At 67.6% G+C, this 21,046-nt stretch carries 16 protein-coding genes; 8 read left to right on the top strand and 8 right to left on the bottom strand.

What is annotated here, in order from left to right:
* Nucleotides 1–42 precede the first annotated feature (42 nt).
* On the top strand, nucleotides 43–1,251 hold the full coding sequence (locus LRS53_RS01005) for an aminotransferase class V-fold PLP-dependent enzyme (protein ID WP_231354646.1): 1,209 nt from the start codon (nucleotides 43–45) through the stop codon (nucleotides 1,249–1,251).
* The gene (locus LRS53_RS01000; protein ID WP_093254558.1) at nucleotides 1,248–1,646 is read left to right on the top strand and encodes a SufE family protein; all 399 of its coding nucleotides are present in this window, start codon (nucleotides 1,248–1,250) and stop codon (nucleotides 1,644–1,646) included. Before LRS53_RS01005 ends, LRS53_RS01000 begins: the two co-directional genes overlap by 4 nt.
* On the opposite strand, the gene tadA is transcribed toward LRS53_RS01000, so the two are convergent.
* A complete protein-coding gene (gene tadA / locus LRS53_RS00995) occupies nucleotides 1,643–2,146 on the bottom strand; it encodes a tRNA adenosine(34) deaminase TadA (RefSeq protein ID WP_231354645.1) in 504 nt (167 codons plus the stop codon). The genes LRS53_RS01000 and tadA overlap by 4 nt on opposite strands.
* Nucleotides 2,147–2,399: 253 nt before the next feature.
* Here tadA and LRS53_RS00990 point away from each other — a divergent pair, with 253 nt between their 5' ends.
* On the top strand, nucleotides 2,400–4,622 hold the full coding sequence (locus LRS53_RS00990; protein WP_231354644.1) for an ATP-binding protein: 2,223 nt from the start codon (nucleotides 2,400–2,402) through the stop codon (nucleotides 4,620–4,622).
* A 206-nt stretch (nucleotides 4,623–4,828) separates the two neighbouring features.
* Nucleotides 4,829–5,416 (top strand): LysE family translocator, encoded by a 588-nt coding sequence (locus tag LRS53_RS00985; RefSeq protein WP_231355391.1) that lies wholly within the window; start codon nucleotides 4,829–4,831, stop codon nucleotides 5,414–5,416.
* On the opposite strand, the gene LRS53_RS00980 is transcribed toward LRS53_RS00985, so the two are convergent.
* From LRS53_RS00980 to LRS53_RS00960, 5 genes are all read right to left on the bottom strand, one after another.
* Nucleotides 5,396–6,232 carry an AraC family transcriptional regulator gene (locus LRS53_RS00980; protein ID WP_231354643.1) on the bottom strand — a complete coding sequence of 279 codons (837 nt, stop codon included), beginning with the start codon at nucleotides 6,230–6,232 and terminating at the stop codon, nucleotides 5,396–5,398. The genes LRS53_RS00985 and LRS53_RS00980 overlap by 21 nt on opposite strands.
* A 69-nt stretch (nucleotides 6,233–6,301) precedes the next feature.
* Nucleotides 6,302–7,183, bottom strand: coding sequence for an NAD(P)-dependent oxidoreductase (locus tag LRS53_RS00975; RefSeq protein WP_231354642.1), 882 nt, complete (start codon nucleotides 7,181–7,183; stop codon nucleotides 6,302–6,304).
* A 72-nt stretch (nucleotides 7,184–7,255) separates the two neighbouring features.
* A complete protein-coding gene (locus LRS53_RS00970) occupies nucleotides 7,256–8,011 on the bottom strand; it encodes a molybdopterin-dependent oxidoreductase (protein WP_017640012.1) in 756 nt (251 codons plus the stop codon).
* Entirely contained in the window at nucleotides 7,998–8,624 is a 627-nt protein-coding gene (locus LRS53_RS00965) for a cytochrome b/b6 domain-containing protein (RefSeq protein ID WP_017640013.1), read from the bottom strand. The genes LRS53_RS00970 and LRS53_RS00965 overlap by 14 nt, the downstream gene beginning before the upstream one ends.
* Nucleotides 8,625–8,690: 66 nt before the next feature.
* Nucleotides 8,691–9,302, bottom strand: coding sequence for a hypothetical protein (locus tag LRS53_RS00960; protein WP_017640014.1), 612 nt, complete (start codon nucleotides 9,300–9,302; stop codon nucleotides 8,691–8,693).
* 120 nt (nucleotides 9,303–9,422) lie between these two features.
* Here LRS53_RS00960 and LRS53_RS00955 point away from each other — a divergent pair, with 120 nt between their 5' ends.
* The 3 genes from LRS53_RS00955 (at nucleotide 9,423) to LRS53_RS00945 (ending at nucleotide 16,752) form a co-directional block, all read left to right on the top strand.
* On the top strand, nucleotides 9,423–10,094 hold the full coding sequence (locus tag LRS53_RS00955) for a heavy metal response regulator transcription factor (RefSeq protein ID WP_093254533.1): 672 nt from the start codon (nucleotides 9,423–9,425) through the stop codon (nucleotides 10,092–10,094).
* The gene (locus LRS53_RS00950) at nucleotides 10,091–11,473 is read left to right on the top strand and encodes a heavy metal sensor histidine kinase (protein WP_231354641.1); all 1,383 of its coding nucleotides are present in this window, start codon (nucleotides 10,091–10,093) and stop codon (nucleotides 11,471–11,473) included. Before LRS53_RS00955 ends, LRS53_RS00950 begins: the two co-directional genes overlap by 4 nt.
* A 140-nt stretch (nucleotides 11,474–11,613) precedes the next feature.
* Complete coding sequence (locus LRS53_RS00945; RefSeq protein ID WP_231354640.1) at nucleotides 11,614–16,752, top strand: DUF4011 domain-containing protein; 5,139 nt, start codon at nucleotides 11,614–11,616, stop codon at nucleotides 16,750–16,752.
* Nucleotides 16,753–17,142: 390 nt separating this feature from the next.
* Here LRS53_RS00945 and LRS53_RS00940 read toward each other — a convergent pair whose 3' ends face one another.
* Entirely contained in the window at nucleotides 17,143–18,498 is a 1,356-nt protein-coding gene (locus tag LRS53_RS00940) for an OprD family porin (RefSeq protein WP_231354639.1), read from the bottom strand.
* 153 nt (nucleotides 18,499–18,651) lie between these two features.
* Between LRS53_RS00940 and LRS53_RS00935 the strand changes: the two genes are divergently transcribed.
* Nucleotides 18,652–19,590 carry a DNA/RNA non-specific endonuclease gene (locus LRS53_RS00935; RefSeq protein WP_231354638.1) on the top strand — a complete coding sequence of 313 codons (939 nt, stop codon included), beginning with the start codon at nucleotides 18,652–18,654 and terminating at the stop codon, nucleotides 19,588–19,590.
* Between the two features lie 380 nt (nucleotides 19,591–19,970).
* Here LRS53_RS00935 and LRS53_RS00930 read toward each other — a convergent pair whose 3' ends face one another.
* A complete protein-coding gene (locus tag LRS53_RS00930; protein ID WP_231354637.1) occupies nucleotides 19,971–20,978 on the bottom strand; it encodes a YrzE family protein in 1,008 nt (335 codons plus the stop codon).
* Between the last annotated feature and the right edge of the window lie 68 nt (nucleotides 20,979–21,046).

Genomic DNA, 21,046 nt, shown 5'->3' with positions numbered 1-21,046 from the left:
CCGGGCAGCCCGCGCCATGCGGGCTACCCCGGAGCTGTCGCCATGTCGCTACCCTCTCCCTGGAGAGCCGAGTTTCCGGCTTTCACTGCCTTCGCCGCCGACGGCATCACCTACCTCGACAGTGCCGCCACGGCGCAGAAACCCCAGGTGGTGCTGGATGCCCTGCTGGCCAGCTACTGCCTGGGCGCGGCCAATGTGCACCGGGCCCAGCACTGGGCTGCCGAGCGCGCCACCGCCGCCTACGAAGGCGCCCGGGGGCGGATCGCCGCCTGGCTGGGCGCTACCTCGCCGCACGAGGTGGTGCTGACCCGCGGTGCCACCGAGGCGCTCAACCTGCTGGCCTATGGTCTGGAAGACGCCCTTGCCGCCGGGGATGAGATCCTCATCAGTGCCCTGGAACATCACGCCAACCTGCTGCCCTGGCAGCAGTTGGCCCGGCGTCGAGGCCTTGAACTCAGGGTCATCCCCCTGACCCCGAGCGGTCATCTGGACCTGGAAGCCGCCGAGCGGTTGCTGGGGCCGAGAACGCGCGTGGTCGCGGTCAGCCAGCTGTCCAATGTCCTTGGTACCTGGCAACCGCTGGCGGAACTCGCCGCCCTGGTACGGGCGCGCTCGCCGGCCTGGCTGGTGGTGGACGGTGCCCAGGGCGCGGTCCACGGACGTCATCGCCCAGGCGACTTCGACGCCGATTTCTATGTCTTTTCCGGCCACAAGCTCTATGCGCCCGAGGCCATCGGTGTGCTCTGGGGCACGACCGACTGCCTGGCGCAGCTCAAGCCCTGGCAATTCGGTGGTGAGATGGTGCAGCACACCTCCTTCACCGACGCCCGCTTTCACGCCGCCCCCATGGGCTTCGAGGCGGGGACGCCGCCCATAGGGGCAGCCATCGCCCTGGGCGCGGCGGTCGACTGGTTGCAAGGCCAGGATGAGACGCTGATCCGCGGTCACGAGCAGGCCCTGAGTCTGAAGCTGCTGGCCGGGCTGGCCGCCCGCGAGGGTGTCCGGGTACTGGGCGAGCCGCAGATCGCCCTGGCCAGTTTCCAGGTAGCTGGCGTCGATGTCGGCGATCTTTCCCACCTGCTGGGTGAACAGGGCATCGCGGTGCGTGCCGGTCAGCACTGCGCCATGCCGCTGTTCCAGACCCTGCAGACGCCTGGTGCATTGCGGGTGTCCCTGGGCCTGTACAACGATGCCGAAGACCTGCAGCGCTTTTTCACGGCACTCGACAACGCCTTGGAGCTCTTGCGATGAATTTGCTTCCCGATGCAGCGGAAGCCCGCCGCGCCTTCGTCATCGCCAAGGGCTGGGAAGCGCGCTCGCGCCTGCTGCTGCAGTGGGCCGAGCGCCTGCCGGCGGTGCGCGAAGAACGCGACGAGGATCTGGTACAGGGCTGCGAGAGCCGGGTACGACTGACCCATGAAGCCCAGGGCGATCGCCACTTCTTTCGCGCCAGCAGCGAATCCCGGGTACTCAAGGGGCTGCTCGCGGTGGTGCTGGTGCGGGCCAATGGCCTGACCCGCGACGAGTTGGGCCGTCTCGATATCCATGGCTGGCTGACCGAGCTGGGCCTGGAACGGCAGCTGTCGCAATCGCGCAGCAATGGCCTGAATGCGGTGCTCACGCGGATGCGCGAACTGGCGGCCTAACCCTCGCCAGCCACCGGATGGCGTCGCGCGCGAAAGAACTCGGTCAGCACCTGGCCGCAGGCCTCGGCCAGCACCCCACCTTCCACCAGCACCCGATGGTTGAGAAAGTCCTGCTCGAAGAAGCGCCCGCGACTCTTGGCCATGCCGGCGCGGGGCTCGCTGGCGCCATAGACCAGCCGCTGGATGCGACTGTGGACGATGAGGCCGGCGCACATGCTGCAGGGTTCGAGCGTCACATAGAGGGTCGCCCCCGGCAGCCGGTAGTTGGCCAGGCGCGCGGCGGCATCGCGGATGGCCTGCATCTCGGCGTGGGCGCTGGGATCATGGGCCCCGATGGGCCGATTGAAACCGCGGCCTATGACCTCTCCATCCAGCACCACCACCGCGCCGACCGGCACCTCGCCCTGCCCCGCGCCCTGCTCCGCCAGGGCCAGGGCCTCACGCATGAACAGGTCATCCCGGCTGCGGTCGATGATGGGCAAGGGACGGAAGCGGGCCATGTCAGGACTCTGGGCAAAAGCCCATGATACCGCCGTCAGGCAGGGAGGCCAGCCAGGACATCTCAGGTCAGTCCAAGAACCCTTCGTCCGAAAGAGAAGCGCAGTAATCGTTATCGGATACTGCGAATGCGAAACTAGTGCAACGGATGCTGAAACTGCGTGACCGGCATCACATTCACAGCCATTCGGTGCTAAAGCTTTAACAGGATCGCCCTGGAGCGGTCCTATTCAAGAGTTCATTTGAGACAGTCGCATGATTGCTGCACCTTCCGGTCAGTCGCAGCAAAGCTGCGAAAGCGAGCCGATCCGCATTCCAGGCGCTATCCAGGCGCACGGCTATCTCCTCGCGTTCGACGAAAGAGAGCAGCTGATCAAGCACATCAGTCGCAACCTGACCGACCTGCTGGGCAAAGCGGAAAGCGAGTTGTTGAATCAGCCTCTGGCGCGGACCCTGCCGCCCGAGCTGTTCGAACAGGTGCAGCACGCCCTGACCTTGGAGCATCTGGAAGAGGTCAATCCGCTGGCCTGGGCACGCTCGACCCGGGACATGGATGTGATCCTGCATCGCAATCGTGGCCTGGTCTTCATGGAGTTCGAGCCGGACGACCATGGCGGCGTCGAACCAGCCGGTCTGGCTCGCGCTTTGGCGCGCCTGCAGCAGGCCCGTACCTTGCCGGAACTGTGCGAAGGCGCCGTGCGGGAGGTGCGAGCCCTGACGGGCCTCGACCGGGTGGTGGTCTATCGCTTCGACGACGGTGGCGATGGTCAGGTGGTGGCCGAGAGCCGCGTCGAGGACATCGACAGCTATCTCGGTATGCACTTCCCCGCTGCCGACATTCCCGCTCAGGCACGCGCCCTGTATCACGAGAACTGGATTCGCAACATTCCAGACGCCAATTACGAGGCGGTGCCGCTGGTACCGGCCTTCCTGCATGGCACCACCAAGGATCCCATCGATCTGACCCATGCCGTGCTGCGCAGCGTATCGCCCATCCATTGCCAATACGTGCGCAATCAGGGCCTGCGCGCTTCCATGAGCGTGTCGCTGATCAGCGATGACAAGCTCTGGGGCCTGATCAGCTGTGGCCACCGCGAACCCCTCTATCTGCCCTTCCGCACCCGCATGGCCTGCCGGTCAGTGGGGGTGCTGGTCTCGTTGATGATCCGCGCGCTGGAGAATCGTCAGGTCCAGCGCGAGATCGACGCCCGAGAAGCGCAATTGGCCGCGCTGATCCAGGGCATGTGCGACAGCAAGGGCGAGGTGCTCAGCGGTCTCTGCGAACGGGCGACGGATCTGCTGGAACTGGTGGATGCCAACGGTGCCGCGGTCCTGGTGGAGGAAGAACTCTGCACCCTGGGTGAATGCCCGAATGCGGAAGACATCCGCATGCTCGCGGCCTGGGTGACGGCGGAAATGGATGCCTCGGGCATCTATGCGACCCGCTGCCTGACCGACGAACTGCTGGAGGCACGGCGCTACAGTGACAGGGCCAGCGGTGTGCTGGCGCTGTCACTGCCCAAGCCGGTACGCAATCTGGTGCTCTGGTTCCGCCCCGAGATCGTGACCACCGTGGTCTGGAGCGGCAATCCTGCCAAGCTGGAACCCACGACCTCCGCCTCGGGCTCAGGCCTCAACTATCCTCACCCGCGGCGCTCCTTCGATGCCTGGAAGGAACTGGTACGACTGCGCTCCGAGCGCTGGCGGCCCTCCGATCTGTTCGCCGCCAAGGATTCGCGCCGCTCGGCGGTTGAGCTGGATCTGGCGCGTCAGGTGGAGCGCGAACGTCAGGCGGTGCGACTGCGCGATGAGATCGTCGCGGCCGTCTCTCATGACCTGCGCAGCCCCATCACCATCATCCTGATGAAGGTGGGAATGATCCACCGCATGCTGGAAAAGCTGGCGCTGGGCGATGACCGATTGCCCAGTTCTCTGGAGGTGATCGAGACGGCCGCCAATCGCATGAACGCCCTGATCAACGATCTGCTGGATCTGTCGAAGATCGAATCGGCTCGACTCGCATTGGACCTGAAACCCGCGCGTCTGACAGACGTCTGCGCTCAGCCCATCCTGCTGTCGCGTCCGCTGGCGGAGATCAAGAACATCAGCCTGGAGTATGCGGTCGACCCGGATCTCCAGGTACTGGTGGAGGCCGAGCGCATCTTCCAGGTACTGATGAATCTGCTGGGCAACGCCATCAAGTTCACCGCGCCGGGTGGTCTGGTCCAGCTGAGCATGCAGCGGGTCGGTCCCATGGCCCAGATCAGCGTGAGCGACAACGGTCGTGGCATGAGCCAGGCGCAGCAGGCGCGGGTCTTCGAGCGTTTCTGGCATGTGCAGGAAGACAACCCCACCGGCCATGGGCTGGGGCTGTATATCGCCAAGGGCATCGTCGAGGCCCATGGGGGCGAACTGAGCGTCGTCAGTGCCCTGGGCGAGGGCAGTACCTTCAAGTTCACCCTGCCGGTCGCGCCTTAGCGAGGCAGGACACAGAAAGGGAAAGCCCCGGTGGCCGACAGCGACGTTGAAACCACCGGGGGAGCCAAGGCTCGCTGTAATGGACGTTAGCGAAACGCCGTGAATTCCCACCTTTCGTCGGCATTGAAGGTCATTTTCTTCAATACGGCAGGCGGTCACGCTCGCTAGGGTCAGGTCTCCTCAATCGACGAGACCTAGCGATGACCCTGACCCTGATCCTGTCCATGGCCACCTTTGCCCTGGTGGCTTCCCTTTCGCCCGGCCCGGTCAACCTGGTGGGCTTCAATACCGGCCTGACCCATGGCTGGCGCCCGGCCCTGTGGCATGTCGCGGGTGCCACCCTGGGCTTCGTGGTGTTGCTGGTGGCGGTCGGCCTTGGCCTGCATGGGGTGCTGGCGACCTGGCCGATGCTGCTCTGGGTCTTGCGCGCGGCCGGCGCGCTCTTTCTGCTGTACCTGGCGTGGAAACTGGCGAGGGCCTCCGGGGACCTGGGCACCGGCCAGCTGCGGCACTGTCCGGGCTTTCGTGATGGCGCCCTGCTGCAGTGGCTCAATCCCAAGGCCTGGCTGGCCGCCGCGGCCGGGGTGGCGCTGTTCGTCGGCGAGGATCGCGGGCGCCTGGTGCTGTTCGCCGTCCTCTATCTGGTGATCTGCTTCGCCTCGCTCGCCTGCTGGGCGGTGGCCGGCGAATGGCTGCGCGGTCGCGCCCTGGCGGCGCCCCGCCTGCGCCTGCTCAATCGCGGCCTGGCGGTGCTGCTGGTGCTGTGCGCCGCCTCACTGCTGTGGGAGGGTTGAAGCGGTGCGGTACTGGCCAGGGGTGGCCGCCACCAGGCGCTTGAAGGTGCGCTGCAGATGCGCCTGGTCGGCGAAGCCGGTGGCCAGGGCGACCTCCGCCAACTCCTCGCCCTGGCGCAGTCGTTGCCGCGCCAGCCGGATGCGGCGGTCGATCAGATAGGCGTGGGGCGTCAGGCCATAGCGCCGGCGAAAGCTGCGAATCAGCTGAGTGGGCGAGAGATCCGCCACCTGGCTGAGCTGGTCGAGACTGACGCCCTCGCCGCAGTGGGCATCGAGAAACTCGGCGGCCCGGCCCAGGCGACGATCCTCGCGCTCCCGCACGGCGGCGACGGACGTACGTCCCAGCCGCGCCAACACGGCTTCGAAATACAGCAGCGCCTGGCTCTGGCGCTGCAGGGTGAGGCTGTCGGGATCGACCAGGCAGGCATGCAGCGCCTCCAACCCGGCGTACAGCTGGCCGTCCTGGGACAGCTGCACCGCCAGCGGCTGGAAGTCGTCGGCACCCGGGCGCTGCAGCTCGGCCAGCCAGCCGGCGTCCACGTGCAGCATGCGATAGCGCCAGGCGTCCTCGCCCTGGGGATTGCAGGCATGGACGTCGCCGGGATTCATCAGCACCAGGGTACCCGCCCCTACCAGTTCGCGGGTCGGTCCATTGTGATAGCGGCTGCGCCCACCCAGCACGGTGCCGATGGAAAAGGTCTCATGGGAATGGGGGGCATAGCAGAGCGCGCGACCGTCCTGGATGGAACGGGCTTCGAGAAAGGGCAGCGCGGGATCGCGCCAGAAGTGGGGTACGGCGGTGCCGGTAGCGGTCATGCGGCGGGAATTCCGGGACGACGGACCGGATCAGTCTAGACGTCGTCCCGGAAGGGGGAAAGCCAGGCGTCAGCGCGTGGCGGCGTCCTCGGCCTCTTCCAGCAGGACATCGGCCGTGATGACGTAGTCGGCGTCGGGATGCAGCTCGGCACCCAGCGCCAGTTGCTGCGCCGCGGCGGCCAGAGTCGGTGCGCCCTGGAAGGTGGCATTGAGTTCGGCCAGCAGGAGGCCCATGTCCTTGTGCATCAGGGCGGCGGGGAATTGCGGCGCGAAGTCGCCCTCGCGCAGGGCCGCCAGCTTGCGCTGGTGGTGGGGCGAAAGCACTGCCAGATCACCGAACACCTCGAACAACACCTCGGCATCGAGACCGGCGCGGGTGGCATAGGCCAGGGCTTCGGCCAGGGCGGCGAGACCCGCGCCCATCAGGCCGTTGATGGCCAGCTTGATGGCCGCGCCTTGCCCGGTCGGACCGACGTGATGCACGGTCTTGCCCAGGGTTTCGAGGATCGGCCGCGCACGCTCCACCGCCTCGGGTTCGCCGCCGGCCAGGACCACCAGTTGCGCCTGTTCCGCCTCGGGGGTGCTGCCGGACACCGGTGCCTCGACCACGGCGATGCCACGGGCGCGGCCGGCCGCTTCCAGGCGCAGCGACAGCGCGGGCGAATTGGTGCTGGTATTGATCAGCAGGCGCCCGCTTTCCAGACGGGCGACGACGCCGTCGGCACCGAGCAGCACCTGTTCGAGGATGGCGTCATTGGGCAGAGAAACGATCACCACTTCCGCCTGGGGCAGCAGGGTCGCCAGGGGCTCCATGGGCGTGCCGTGGCGCTCGCCGTCCTGCTGGTGTTCGGCGTAGGCGCGGACCGGATAACCGGCCTCGCGCAGGTTGGCGCCCATGCGCTGGGCCATGGCGCCAAAGCCGATGAAACCGATCGAGGGATGAGCGGACATGAGGGGAGCTCCCGGTAGAGGATGGTGGTATCTCGACTCTACCTCCGGGCCGGGGTTCCGCCCTGCCAGGCCCTATATCCCGCTGAACCAGTTGTAGCCCTGGTCCTCCCAGTACCCGCCGGGATAGTCGTTGGTCACGAACAGCGCCTGGATGTGCTTGGGATTCTTGAAACCGAGCTTGGTGGGCACCCGCAGGCGCAGCGGATAGCCGTAGTCCGGCGGCAAGGCCACCTGGCCGAAGTCCAGCGCCAGCAGGGTCTGAGGATGCAGCGCCGAGGCCATGTCGATGCTGGAGTAGTAGCGGTCGGCGCACTTGAAGCCGACGTACTTGGCCGTGGTGTCGGCGCCGATGCGTTCGAGGAAGGTACGCAGGGGCACCCCACCCCACTGGCCGATGGCGCTCCAGCCTTCGATGCAGATGAAGCGGGTGATGTCGGCGCGCTGCGGCAGGCGGCGCAGGTCTTCCAGGGTCCAGGCCTGCTTGTTGGCGACCAGGCCGGAGACCTCCAGGCGGTAATCGCTCAGGTCGACTTCCGGAACGTTGTATTCGGGATAGAAGGCGTTGAAGGGAAAGGGATCGGTGATCTGGCTGGCGGCATAGGTCGGCGCCAGGCGTTCGCGGCCGAACAGCCAGGCCTGCACCCGGTCGTTGAAGCGCGACATGGACCAGAGCACCTTGTCGACGCTGTCGCCGTCCTGCAGGTTGCAGCCGCTGAGCATGGCCAGGGCGCCCACCGTCAGGCCCTGCTTGAGCAGCAGGCGTCGCTGCAGATTCTCCACCTGCCGCTGTTGCGCCGGTTCCAGGCGCAGGCGTTCACGCCGACTCATCGTTAACCTCCTCGTGCGCCCGACCGGTGATCATCGGCGGCAGGGTGCGGGGGACCAGGATGACCAGGGCCAGGTGCACGACGACGAAGGCGCCGATGCCGGCCATGGCGAAGAAATGCACGTAGCGAGCGGTGTCGAAGCCGCCGAGCAGGGCCGCCAGCCCCTGCAATTGCACCGGTTTCCAGATCGCCAGGCCAGAGAGCACCACCAGCACGCCGAGGGCCAGTACGCCCCAGTAGAGCAGGCGCTGCACGGCGTTATAGGTGCCGAGGTGATGACCCAGACGCAGGCGCACGGCCGCGGCGAAATCACGGCCGATGGCGCGCGGTGACAGCGGCAGGAAATCCCGCCGGAAGTGGCCGCTGAACAGGCCATAGAGCAGATAGATCAGGCCGTTCGCCAGCAGCAGCCAGAAGACCGCCAGGTGCCAGGCGATGGCGCCGCCCAGCCAACCGCCAAGGGTCGCCCAGGCGGGAAAGGTGAAGGGGAACAGCGGCGAGGCGTTGTAGATCGCCCAGCCGCTCATGAACATGCAGGGCATTGCCAGGGCGTTGAGCCAATGGGTGAGGCGCACCGGCCAGCGGTGCACCAGACGCCGTCGCGAGGTGGTCATGATCTGTCCCTCTTCACCGCGAGATGGAGGCGGTCGCCATCCCAATCAGGCGACCGCGGGGGGGTCTTACATGGGCGGGGTGAAACCGTCCTTACCTACGGCTACGCCCTTGGCGTGCTTGCCGTCTTCGGCGGGGAACAGCACCACCTTGGCGCCGGGCTTGAGCAGGCTGCGGTCGCCCTTCTCGACATAGGCGATGGGCACGTCTTCCGGTACTACCAGCTGCTTCTCGCCGCCTTTGTACTGCACGGTCAGGGTACGGCCATTGGCCTTCTTGAGTTCACCCACGGTACCGTTGGTCATGGTGCCGGTGCTGCCGTCAGCGTTTTCCCAGCCGTAGTGGCCTTCACCGGAGCCGCGCAGGCTGGCCTCGAACACGGTCACCTCCAGCGCCTTGAGGGTGCCATCGGGTTGGGGGGTGGCGGCGGAGCCGATGAAGCTGTTGGCTTCGATGCGATCCAGGTTGGCCTTGGATACGGCGCGGTAGCTGGTCTTGTCGTCCAGCATTAGCGTCTGGTGGGCACCATTGCGGGTGGTGAAGGCCAGGGTGTCGCCCTGGACGCTGTCCACGGTGCCACGCATGGGCTTGACGGTGGGCATGGGCGCGGCCTGGGCCAGCAGGGCGCTGCTGGCGAGCAGCAGGGCAAGGGAACCGCGGAGCAGGGTCTGGGTACGCATGAAACCTCCTGGGATAGGGAATCGCCCCGCCACAGTGCGACGCGTGGGGGGTCAGCAAGATGACCGGCGAATGACAAAAATGTCACCCAGCGAGGCGACCGGAAGCCCTACCATTACGCCATGCACATTCTCCTCATCGAAGACGACCAGAAGACCGGCGAGTACCTGAAAAAGGGCCTCGGCGAATCCGGCTACGCGGTCGACTGGACCCAGCACGGCGCCGACGGCCTGCACCTGGCGCTCGACGGCCGTTACGACCTAGTCATCCTCGACGTCATGCTGCCCGGCATCGACGGCTGGCAGATCATGGAGGTGCTGCGCAAGAAGCTCGACGTGCCGGTGCTTTTCCTTACCGCCCGCGACGGTCTGCAGGATCGCATCCGCGGCCTGGAGCTGGGCGCCGACGACTACCTGGTCAAGCCTTTCTCCTTCGTCGAGCTGTTGCTGCGCATCCGCACTCTGCTGCGCCGTGGCGTGGTGCGCGAGCCTGAGCACTTCCACCTGGCCGATCTGCAGCTGGACCTCCTGCGGCGGCGGGTGACCCGTGGCGACGACCTCATCGTCCTGACCAACAAGGAATTCGCCCTGCTGCACCTGCTGCTGCGCCGCGAAGGCGAGGTGCTGTCGCGCACCCTGATCGCCGCCGAGGTCTGGGACATGAATTTCGACAGCGACACCAACGTGGTGGACGTGGCCATCAAGCGGCTGCGCGCCAAGGTCGACAATCCCTACCCGGTCAAGCTGATCCATACCGTGCGCGGCATCGGCTATGTCTGCGAGGTCCGGCCTTGAGTGCACGTGCGCCTTCGCTGATCCTACGCGCCACCCTAGGTTTCGCCCTGGTGGCGTTGCTCGCCGTGGGTGGCGCAGGCATTTTTCTCTACCACAGCCTGGAACGCACCGTGCTGGAGCGCGCCGACTACGCCCTGCTCGGTCGCCTGGCGCACTTTCGCAGCCTGCTCAGTGCCGACCTGTCCCTGGAGACCCTGGGCCGCAGTCCGCAGCTGTTCGCCAATATGCTGGGCAACGAGCAGGATGTCTTTCTCATCGGCGCGCCGGGCGCCAAGCCGGTGATCGCCTCCAACCCGCTGCAGATCGCCCTCCCCGATCTTCCCGTCATCCCCCAGACCCGGCGGCCGACCCGGGCCGATCTGCGCGAAGGGCGGCTGGCCGACGGTACTCGCTGGCGTGCGGCACGGGTCGCGGTGAACACTCCCGAAGGTCCGGTGGAACTGACCGCCGCCCACGTGCTGCGCAACGAGGACACCACCCTGGCCGATTTCCGGCTGGGCCTGCTCGGCGCCGTGACCCTGGCCTTCCTGGCTACCGCCGGGCTTGGCTATCTGCTGCTGCGCCGGGGCCTGGCCCCCTTGCGGCGCATCGCCCGCCATGCCGGTGGCATCACCCCGACCCGGTTGGCTGCCCCCCTGGAACTGGCCGATGCTCCGCGCGAGCTGCAACCGCTGGTGGAAAACTACAACGCCATGCTGGCGCGGCTGGCCGACGGCTATGGTCGGCTGGTGCAGTTTTCCGCTGACCTCGCCCACGAGATCCGCACCCCGATCAATGCCCTCATGGGCCATACCGAGGTCGCTCTGCGCCAGGTACGCAGCAGCGAGGAATACCAGACGCTGCTGGCCTCCAACCTGGAAGAGCTGGAGCGCATCTCGCGCCTGGTGGAAAGCATCCTCTTCCTTGCCCGCGCCGACGACGCCCAGGCGGTGCTGACCCCGCAACCGCTGCAACTGGACGAAGAGCTGGCACGCATCGCCGACTATTTCGAAGGGCCGGCCGACGAGCGCGGCCTGCGCCTGGTCGTGGCAGGCGGCGGTGAGGTGATCGCCGATCCGCTCCTGCTCCGTCGCGCCTTGAGCAACCTGGTGGCCAATGCCATCCGCTATGCCGACCCGGATGGCGAGATCCAGCTGCAGGCGGACGGCGGGCGCATCCGCGTCAGCAATGCCGGTCCCGCCCTGGCGCCGGAACACCTGCGACGGCTATTCGATCGCTTCTATCGCGCCGATCCCTCGCGTCATCAGCCCCATGATTCCAACGGTCTGGGCCTGGCCATCGTCGCCGCGATCATGCGTCTGCATGGTGGGCGTGCCGAGGTCGAGCAGGATGCGCGGGGCATCCATTTCAGCCTGGTCTTCCCGACCCCGGCCGCCTGAACCGCGACCTGCCGCTCAAACCACGCAACCGCCCGTCACCAAAGGACTTTTTCCGCTTGCCCAGGCAGGCTATGGGCTGCATCGACCCGCCCACTACTGTACATTCATCTACCTTAGGCAATAAGCAAGGGTGGTAGGCGATGAGCGTGGATGTCGAACTGGTGCTGGCCGGCAAGATCGGCTTCGCGGCGCACCAGAACGCGGTGCCCGTGCTGCGTGAATTGCGCCTCACCCACAGCGGCCCTGAATCCCTGGCCGACCTCAGCCTCACGGTGACCGCCGAGCCGGCTTTCGTGGTGCCGCGCACCTGGCACCTGGAGCGCCTCGATCCCCAGGGCACCCTCTATCTCGATGATCGCGACCTCGAATTCGACGCCGCCCTGCTCGGCAGCCTCCAGGAAAGCCTGGTCGCCCAGCTGACTTTCACGGTGCGCCAGGGTGACGAGATCCTGCAGACGCGGCGCTATCCGGTCGAGCTGCTGGCCCGCAACCAGTGGGGCGGCGTGGACAGCATGCCGGAACTGGCGGCGGCCTTCGTCATGCCCAACGACCCGGCGGTGGATCGCCTGCTGGGGGCAGCCGCCGAGGTGCTGCGCCGCGCCGGCAAATCCACGGCGCTGGATGGTTACGAGGGGGAGTCGCGCCGCCGGGTCTGGGAGCTCGGTTCGGCACTCTGGTCGGCCCTGTGCGGCTTGCAGCTGACCTACGCGGTGCCGCCGGCCAGCTTCGAGCGACAGGGCCAGAAGATCCGCACGCCCGGCGCCATCCTCGACGGTGGCCTGGCCACCTGCCTGGATCTCGCCCTGCTCGCCTGCGCGGCGCTGGAACAGGCCGGCCTCAATCCGCTGCTGGTCATTACCCGCGGCCATGCCTTCGCCGGCGTCTGGCTGCAGCCCCAGGAATTCGCTCAGCTGCTCACCGACGACGCCGAGCCGGTTCGCAAGCGGGTGGCGCTCAAGGACCTGCTGGTATTCGAGACCACCCAGGCCACCGCCTCACCACCGCCGTCCTTCAGCCAGGCGGTGCAACTGGCCGAGCGCCAGCTGGACGACGACAGTTTCGTACTGGCCCTGGATGTCCGCCGTGCCCGCCTGCAGCGCATCCGCCCGCTGGCGGTGCCCGGACAGCTCGCCACCCCCTTGGACGGCCTGCTGCTGCCGGGCGAAGCCCTGGAAGAGGCTCCGCCGTTGCCAGCCTTCGATGTGGACGTCGAGGCCGCGCCCACCACCCCGGTCGGTCGCCTGGCGCTCTGGCAACGCAAGCTGCTCGACCTCACCACCCGCAATCGCCTGCTGCATGTGCCGGAAAACGCCCGCAGCGTACCCCTGCTCTGCCCCGAACCGGCGGCGCTGGAAGATCGTCTGGCCGAGGGCCGGGCGCTGCGCCTGGTGCCGTTGCCGGATCTGGCGGTGAGCGGGCGCGACGCGGTGCTGCACGAGGCCCGCGAGCATGAGAATCTGCAAGATGAGTACGCCCGCGGCGCCCTGGCCCGCGGCGAGGTGGTCGCCCCCCTGGATGCGACCAAGCTGGACGCGGCGCTGGTGGAGCTCTATCGGCGCGCCCGCAGCGACCTCGACGAGGGCGGCGCCAATACCCTCTACCTGGCGCTAGGCTTCCTGCGCTGGAAAAAGGCCGCCGACGATCCCAAGCATTACCGCGCGCCGCTGATCCTGCTGCCGGTGCGCCTGGAACGGCAGAGCGCCGCCAGCGGCATCACCCTGCACCTGTTCGAGGACGAGCCGCGCTTCAACCTCACCCTGCTGGAACTGCTGCGCCACGATTTCGACCTGGACATCCCCGGGCTCGACGGCCCCCTGCCCGGGGATGGCAACGGCATCGACGTGGACGGGATCTGGACCAAGGTCCGCCGTGCGGTACGCGACCTGCCCGGCTTCGAGGTCAGTAGCGAGCTGCTGCTCGGCCAGTTTTCCTTTGCCAAGTACCTGATGTGGAAGGACCTCACCGAGCGCAGCGACCAGCTGATGGAAAGCCCGCTGGTGCGGCACCTGCTGGAGCGCACCACGGAATCCGGCGCCTACCTCAGCGGCGGCAGCTTTCCTCGCGAGCGCGAGCTGGATCGCCAGGTGACCCCGGCCGAACTCTTCACCCCGCTGCCGGCGGATTCCTCGCAACTGGCGGCGGTGCTGGCCTCGGCCGGTGGCCAGGATTTCGTCCTCGACGGCCCGCCCGGCACCGGCAAGTCCCAGACCATCGCCAACATGATCGCCCACAACCTGGCGCTCGGCCGGCGGGTCTTGTTCGTCGCCGAGAAGCGCGCGGCCCTGGACGTGGTGTATCGCCGTCTTGAGGCCCAGGGGCTTGGTGAATTCTGCCTGGAACTGCATTCGAGCAAGGCCTCCAAGGCCGAGGTGCTCAAGCAGCTGGAGCGCGCCTGGGACACCCGCGACGGCCTCGACGAAGAGGAATGGCTGGTCGAGGCCGCCGAGGTGGAGCGCCTGCGGGATCGTCTCAACGCCGTGGTGGAGCGCCTGCACCGCCGCTGGCCCAATGGCCTGACCCTGCAGCAGAGCATTGGCCGCGTCTTGCGTGACGCAGCTCCCGATACCCCACGCCTGGCATGGTCCCAGGCCGATGCCCACGACGCCGAGGCCCTGGCCGAGTTGCGCAGCGCCGTGCGCCGCCTGGCCCTGCACGCCGAAACCGGGCGCAGCCTGGCGGCGGATTTCGCCCTCTTGCCGGCGCATCCCTGGTCCAACGCCTGGCAGGACGCCCTGGTCACCGCTGCCGAACGGCTGCGCGACACCCAACAAGCCTTGCAGCAGGCGCGGCAACGCCTGCGCGATGTCCTCGGTCTGCCACTGGCCGACCAGGTGGCGCCCCGCCGCCTGCTGGACTTCGCTGAACTTCTGCAAAGCGCCGCCGGCCAGGACCTGGCCTTCGCCTTCGGGCCCGGCGCCGCCGAGCGCCAGCGTCACCTGGGACGCGCCCTGGAATTGCTGCGGGACTACCAGGCGCTGGAGCGCGAGCTGTCGGTGCCCTATGCCGCCGAAGCCTGTCGCCGCGTCGCCCTGACCCAGCTGGAAACCGCCTGGGATGCCGCCGCTCGCCGCTTCTGGATCTTCGCCAGCCGCGCCCAGCGACAGGTCACCCAGGACCTCGCCCGCCAGGGCGAAACCCAGGGCCAACCCGATGTCGCCGCCGACCTGCCGCGCCTGCGCCGCCAGCGTACCCTGCTCACCGAGCTGGACGATCTGGCGCCCACCCTTGGCGGTATCGCCGGCTGGCAGGGCGTCACCAGCGACCTCGACGCCCTGCTCGCCCGCCGCGCCTTGGCGGAAAGGCTGAGCACGGCGCTGCCAACCCTGGCGGAAACGCCCGAGCAGCTGCTGGCCCTACGCCAGGCGGCAGCGCGGCGGTTGCAGCATCCCGAGGATCAGCCGATGGACAACACCCTGGCCCCGGCCAGCAGTGCCTTCGCCGAGGCCCTGGATGCAGCCGAAGCCGCTCGCCAGGCATTCGCCGCGCAGGCGGGACTGGCCGGTGATACCGCCGCCGCCGAGCTGGTACGCACCGCCGCCGCGCTGCTGCGGCAGCCCGGTCGACTCAAGGCCTGGTGTGACTGGCAACGCGTCCGCGAAGAAGCCGACGCCCTCGGCCTGGCACCCCTGATCGCCCGCGCCACGACCGCCGCGGCCGACGATCTCCCGACCCTGTTCGAGACCGCCTATGCCCGCTGGTTCGCCGCCACCGCCCTGGACGCCGAGCCGCTGCTGCGCGATTTCGTCCCGGCCGAGCACGAGAGCGACATCCAGGCTTATCGCCGGCTGGACGACCGTCTGCAGACTCTCGCCGTGCGCCATATCCGCGCCCTGCTCTGCCATGGCCTGCCGCCGAAGAACGATGCGGCGCGCCAGGGTGGCGGCTTCGCCGTGCTCAAGCACGAGTTGCAGAAGCAGCGCCGACACCGGCCGCTGCGCCAGTTGGCCCTGGAAATGGGCGACGCCCTGGCGCGACTGGCGCCCTGCATGCTGATGAGTCCGCTGTCGATCGCCCAGTACCTGCCCCCGGACGGCGGCCTGTTCGACCTGGTGATCTTCGACGAAGCCTCGCAGATCGCGCCTTGGGACGCCGTAGGCGCCATCGCCCGGGGCGTGCAGGTGGTGATCGCCGGCGACCCCCGGCAGATGCCGCCAACGCGCTTCTTCGACCGCGCCGCCGGCGAGGACGACACCGCCGAGGACCTGGAAAGCATCCTCGACGAATGCCTGGGTGCCGGCATCTACAGCCACAGCCTCAACTGGCACTACCGCAGTCGCCACGAGAGCCTGATCGCCTTTTCCAACCATCACTACTACGACGGCAAGCTCATCACCTTTCCCGCCCCGGAGATCCGCCCGAGCGCGGTGGAGTGGCGGCGGGTGGACGGCGTCTACGCCAAGGGCAAGGGGCGCCACAACGCCCTGGAAGCCCAGGCCATGGTCGCCGAGGCGGTCAAGCGCCTGCTGGATCCGGCCTTCGCCGGGCTGAGCCTGGGCATCATCACCCTCAACAGCGAACAGCAGCGGCTGGTCACCGACCTGCTCGACCGTGCACGCCAGCAGCACCCGGAGATCGAGGCGCACTTCGCCGAGGACCTGGCCGAGCCAGTGGTGGTCAAGAACCTGGAAACGGTCCAGGGCGACGAGCGCGACCTGATCATGCTCGGCATCGGCTTCGGTCCCACCGAGCCGGGCGCCAATACGATGTCGATGAACTTCGGTCCGCTGAACAAGGACGGTGGCTGGCGCCGCCTCAACGTGGCCGTGACCCGGGCGCGGCGGGAGATGCTGGTGTTCTCCTCCTTCGATCCGGGGCTGATCGACCTCAACCGTACCAATGCCCGCGCCGTGCGCGATCTCAAGCTGTTCCTGGAATTCGCCCAGCGCGGTCCCCAGGCCCTGGCGGCCGCGGTCAAGGGTTCGCTGGGCGGGCACGACTCGCCCTTCGAGGAAGCCGTGGCCCAGGCGCTGGAAGCCAAGGGCTGGCGCGTGGTGCCGCAGATCGGCGTCTCGCGCTTCCGCATCGACCTGGGCATCGTCCATCCCGACCGCCCGGGGGACTACCTCGTCGGCATCGAATGCGACGGCGCCACCTACCACAGCGCCGCCACCGCCCGCGACCGCGACAAGACCCGCAGCGCCATCCTCCAGGGTCTCGGCTGGACGCTGCTGCGCGTCTGGTCCACCGAGTGGTGGATCGACCGTGCCGGGGCGACCGAGCGGTTGCATGGGGAGATCGAGCGGCTGCTGGAAGAATCGCGGGCGAAGGCCCGAGGGTGAGGCCTGTTGGGCTTCGCTGCGCTCAGCCCAACCTACGGCGGTTTGCCTGATGCCGTAGGTTGGGCTGAGGCGGCTCCATCGCCGAAGCCCAACAAGCCGGGCGCGACCTCGGTACCGTTGGGCTTCGCTGCGCTCAGCGCCAACCTACGAGAATGGTACGTAGGTTGGGCTGAGGCAGCTCCATCGCCGATGCCCAACAATCCGCGCCCGACCTTGGCACCGTTGGGCTTCGCTGCGCTCAGCGCCAACCTACGGCGGTTTGTCTGGAACCGTAGGTTGGGCTGAGGCGGCTCCATCGCCGAAGCCCAACAAGCCGCGCTGACCTCGGCACCGTTGGGCTTCGCTGTGCTCAGCGCCAACCTACGGCGATTTGCCCACCACTCGGCGGTATCAAAGAATATTCAGCGGATACTCGGTGATCAGCCGCGTCTCGGCCACGGTGCCGCCAGTGCTTTGGCTGCCGGAATGCCAGGCCTGGCGCAGGCGGAAGCTCAGGTCCTTGGCCGGGCCGTTCTGCAGGACGTACTTGGCCTCCAGATCGCTCTCGTGTTCCTTGTCGCCGTCGCCATAGAGCCCGGCATAGGCCGAATCCGCCGCAACCTTGCTGCCGTCGATGCCGCTGCCACGGGTATGGCGCACCATCAGGCTCAGCCCCGGCACGCCGTAGCTTTCCATGTCCAGGTCGTAGCGGGCCTGCCAGCTGCGCTCGCCCGGACCGTTGAAGTCGGAGAACTGCATCGAGTTGCCGAGCAGGATGGAGTCACCGAAGGCACCCGGCACCGGCGCGCCAAAGACCGCGTAGTCGAAGGGCTGGTCGCCATGGATGCGCTGGTGGATCAGGGTGAAGGTGTGGGCGCCGGTTTGGAAGGCGGCGGCCAGCGAGCCGGCGGTGTTGGCGATGCTGCCGGCCTTGGCGCTGCCGGCGTCCAGGGTGCGGTAGAGGTTGGCGTCGAAGGTCAGACTCTGCTCGGCGGCCAGCGGCAGCACATAGTTGAGGTTGCCGTAGTACTGGTCCCAGACGTCTTCGAAGTGCCCGGCGTAGAGCGAGGCACTGAGATGATCGCTGAACTTGTAGACGCCCCCGGCATAGCTGGCCGAGGCCGCTTCCACGCCGGCGTAGCCGGCGAAGATGCCGCCGTCCGCGCCGGTGGTGCGCGGCGCCGTGGCGGCGGTGAAGTGACCGCCTTCCAGCATCAGGTGATCGACCTCCTGGCTCACCAGGCTCCAGCCACGGGCGGTCTGGGGAAACAGCCAGTTACCGCCCGCCGCCAGTACCGGCGCCGTGGGTTGCTGGTCGCCGTACTTGAGCACGGTGTTGGAAACGCGCAGCTTGACGGCCGCTCCGCCCTTGCTGAATTCGCTGCGCTGGCTGCCGTCACCGTCCACCGGCATGTTCGGGGTGTTGGCGTGGCCATCGCCGCCATCCAGCTTGAGGCCCAGGTAGCCATAGGCATCCACCCCGACCCCCACGGTGCCCTGGGTGAAGCCCGAGGTGTAGTTGAGCAGAAAGGCCTGGGTCCAGCTGCGCGGATCCCGGCTGTTGCGTGCCTCGGCGCCATGACCGTCGCCTTCGTTCTGGCGCAGGTAGTAGTAGTTGCGCAGCAGCAGGGTCAGGTCACCGTCTTCGACGAAGCCCTTGGCATCGGACTGCTGACTGGCCAGGGCGGCGCCGCTGAGGAGCAGGCCGGGCACGCCGAGCAGCCAGGTACGCCGATGGGCAAAGGGGGAAAACAGCGATAGCTTCATGGGCGGTTCACTCGGGGATCTCGGTGGGAATCGTTAGGTCGCGAACGAGTTTGCCAGCTAGCGCCGGCGCATACCACTTCGCTGACCGTGGTCATCGTCCGGTCACCTTCCTGTGCTGCGCTGACGGTTCGCCCTCTGCACCCGAGATAACCCATGCCCAGCCAGCCCTTTGCCGTCGATCTCGCCTATCGCCCGCGCCTCGCCGACCTGCGTCCCCTGTTGCCGGCGCAACCCGCCGGTCTGAGAAGCGCCGAGCCGCGGATCACCCCCGCCGCCAGCCTGGCGGATCGCCAGGGTTACCAGGCCGACTTCCTGGGCGCCTTCCAGGTCCCCTGGCCAGGCCCGAGCGCCGCCCTGGCCACCGACGTCCATCCCCTGCCCGCCTCGGGCGATCGCCTGGACTACACCCATTTCTCGGTCACCCTCTCGCGCAGCCGACGGATGGCGCTCTGGGTCGGGGTCAATATCGATGGCGGTCAGCACCGGGACGTGCCGCGTAGCCGCGACGCCTGGGCCTATGACGGTCGAGTGCCGCTGGAGGCCCAGCTCGGTGAGGCGCTCTATGCCGACAACCTGCTCGACCGGGGCCACCTGGTGCGGCGCCAGGATCCCAACTGGGGCCCCGCTGCCGCCCAGGCCAACCGTGACACCTTTCACTTCACCAATTGCGCGCCGCAGATGGCCGCCTTCAACCAGCGGACCTGGCTGGAACTGGAAGACTATCTGCTCGACAACACCCAGCGCTGGCAGGCACGTATCACCGTCTTCAGCGGCCCGGTGCTGCGCCCGGACGACCGGGTCTATCGCGACGCCCGGATTCCCGAGGCCTTCTGGAAGGTGGTGGCCTTTCTCGGTGACGACGGCAAACCCTCTGCCAGTGCCTACCTCATCGACCAGCGCCGGGAGCTGGACGAGTTATCCATCGCCTTCGGCCGCCTGCGCACCTACCAGTGCAGCGTCGTGCGCATCGAACAACTGACCGGCATCGACTTCGGTCCGCTGCGCGACCATGACGGCTTTTCCAACGAAGAGCGCGCCACGGGCCAGGCGGTGGAGAAGGCCATCCAGGGACCGGGGGACATCCTGCTCTAGCTGAGCTGGCCGCAGGCGCGTGACAGGCTGTTGCGCAGCCCCAGCAGGAGAGCCCGGCCAGGTAGAGTTCGGCAGCATTCGCCAACCCCAGGCGCAGCGCCCAGGTGCTCACCGCCAGGGCCGGTCGGTAGAAGGCCAGGTCGCTCAGCACTTAGCAGGCCGCCAGCAGTCCAGTCCAGTGCGGCCAGGCCAGGCTCAGGCAGGCTCAGGCTCAGGCTCAGGCCCACCCTGGTCGCCCCGCTGACCTATCGCCACCTGTTCGTGCCGAGCGGCCAGACAGCTAGAAAAAGCGATCACCCAAAAACGCCGATGCCCGGACCGTCGCCAGTCCGGGCATCTAGTCCTACAGCGGAAGCCGAAGGATCCGCCAGAGGGGGCGCTTAGGCAGCGACCACCTTGTTGGCCGGCTGGGTACGACGACCCAGGGCACCACCGATGGCGCCGACGATGCCACCGATCACCAGGCTGATCAGCAGCACCCAGCTGGCCTGGGAGACCTTGCGGGCGGCCACGTCAGCGGCTTCACGAGCCTTCTGCTCGGCCTGGGCCTTGAGCTCCTGGTACTTGGCATAGGCCTGCTGGTAGGTCTGCTGGGCCTTGTCGACGATGGCATTGGCCTCGGCGTCGCTCTTGCCGGTACGGGCCTTGATCAGGTTGACCAAGGCCTGACGGTCGGCGGCGTTCCAAGCCTGGTCGCCACGGGCCTTGAGACGGTCCAGCAGTGCGGTCAGCTGGTCATCGGTCTGCTGCGGATTGTTGGCGCTGTTCTGGGCGGTGTTCTTGGCATCCTGCTCGGCGCCCTGGGCCTGCTGCTGCAGATTCTCCGGCTGCAGTTCGGTTTTGCCGGTCTGGCGCAAGGCGGTTTCCAGTTCGTTCTGCAGATCGCCCAGGTCGAGCTGGATGCCCTGCTGGCGCAGTTGGTCCTGAACCTGATTGGTCAGCGCCGGTGCGGCCTGGGAAAGGCCACTGCCGATCATCGACAGGCCGCTGCCCGCCACGTTGAGGCCGGTACGCACCACGCCGCTCATCGCGCTGGACACCAGATAGACGCTGACCAGGGTCACACTGGCCCAGACCAGGATGCCGTGCAGGGCGCCTTCGCGCTGGGCCAGGCGACCGGCGATCCAGGCACCGATGAAGACCGAGACCACGGCGCTGACGCCGACCCAGATGCCGGTGCCCTTGCCCAGGCCATCCAGCGGATTGGCTTCCTGCTGCGGATCGATGGAGGCGGAACCGATGGCGGTGCCGAGCAGGCTCAGCAGCAGCGAAACCGTCAGGGCGATGACCACGCCGGCGATGATCGAGCTCCAGGAGATACGCTTGAGCAAGGGGGCGGTGGCCGTGGTGGCCGCATAGGCTGGGGTTTGGCGGGCGTCGTAGGACATGGCGAGTGCTCCGGGGTGGTTAGGGGAAGAACTTATTGTGGTAACGGATGGATACCCTTCCGCTTTCA

Origin of the sequence: Pseudomonas sp. PLB05, from assembly GCF_021106615.1 — a bacterium.
Taxonomy (GTDB): Bacteria; Pseudomonadota; Gammaproteobacteria; order Pseudomonadales; family Pseudomonadaceae; genus Chryseomonas; species Chryseomonas benzopyrenica.
This window is presented reverse-complemented; position numbering and strand designations above follow the sequence as displayed.

Excerpts from the sequence above, each read along its gene's own strand:
- LRS53_RS00940 (WP_231354639.1), bottom strand. The coding sequence starts at position 18,498 with ATGAAGCTATCGCTGTTTTCCCCCTTTGCCCATCGGCGTACCTGGCTG.
- LRS53_RS00960 (WP_017640014.1), bottom strand. The coding sequence starts at position 9,302 with ATGCGTACCCAGACCCTGCTCCGCGGTTCCCTTGCCCTGCTGCTCGCC.
- LRS53_RS00935 (WP_231354638.1), top strand. The coding sequence starts at position 18,652 with ATGCCCAGCCAGCCCTTTGCCGTCGATCTCGCCTATCGCCCGCGCCTC.
- LRS53_RS00975 (WP_231354642.1), bottom strand. The coding sequence starts at position 7,183 with ATGTCCGCTCATCCCTCGATCGGTTTCATCGGCTTTGGCGCCATGGCC.
- LRS53_RS00930 (WP_231354637.1), bottom strand. The coding sequence starts at position 20,978 with ATGTCCTACGACGCCCGCCAAACCCCAGCCTATGCGGCCACCACGGCC.
- LRS53_RS00955 (WP_093254533.1), top strand. The coding sequence starts at position 9,423 with ATGCACATTCTCCTCATCGAAGACGACCAGAAGACCGGCGAGTACCTG.
- LRS53_RS00970 (WP_017640012.1), bottom strand. The coding sequence starts at position 8,011 with ATGAGTCGGCGTGAACGCCTGCGCCTGGAACCGGCGCAACAGCGGCAG.
- LRS53_RS00945 (WP_231354640.1), top strand. The coding sequence starts at position 11,614 with ATGAGCGTGGATGTCGAACTGGTGCTGGCCGGCAAGATCGGCTTCGCG.
- LRS53_RS00990 (WP_231354644.1), top strand. The coding sequence starts at position 2,400 with ATGATTGCTGCACCTTCCGGTCAGTCGCAGCAAAGCTGCGAAAGCGAG.
- tadA (WP_231354645.1), bottom strand. The coding sequence starts at position 2,146 with ATGGCCCGCTTCCGTCCCTTGCCCATCATCGACCGCAGCCGGGATGAC.
- LRS53_RS01005 (WP_231354646.1), top strand. The coding sequence starts at position 43 with ATGTCGCTACCCTCTCCCTGGAGAGCCGAGTTTCCGGCTTTCACTGCC.
- LRS53_RS00980 (WP_231354643.1), bottom strand. The coding sequence starts at position 6,232 with ATGACCGCTACCGGCACCGCCGTACCCCACTTCTGGCGCGATCCCGCG.
- LRS53_RS00965 (WP_017640013.1), bottom strand. The coding sequence starts at position 8,624 with ATGACCACCTCGCGACGGCGTCTGGTGCACCGCTGGCCGGTGCGCCTC.
- LRS53_RS01000 (WP_093254558.1), top strand. The coding sequence starts at position 1,248 with ATGAATTTGCTTCCCGATGCAGCGGAAGCCCGCCGCGCCTTCGTCATC.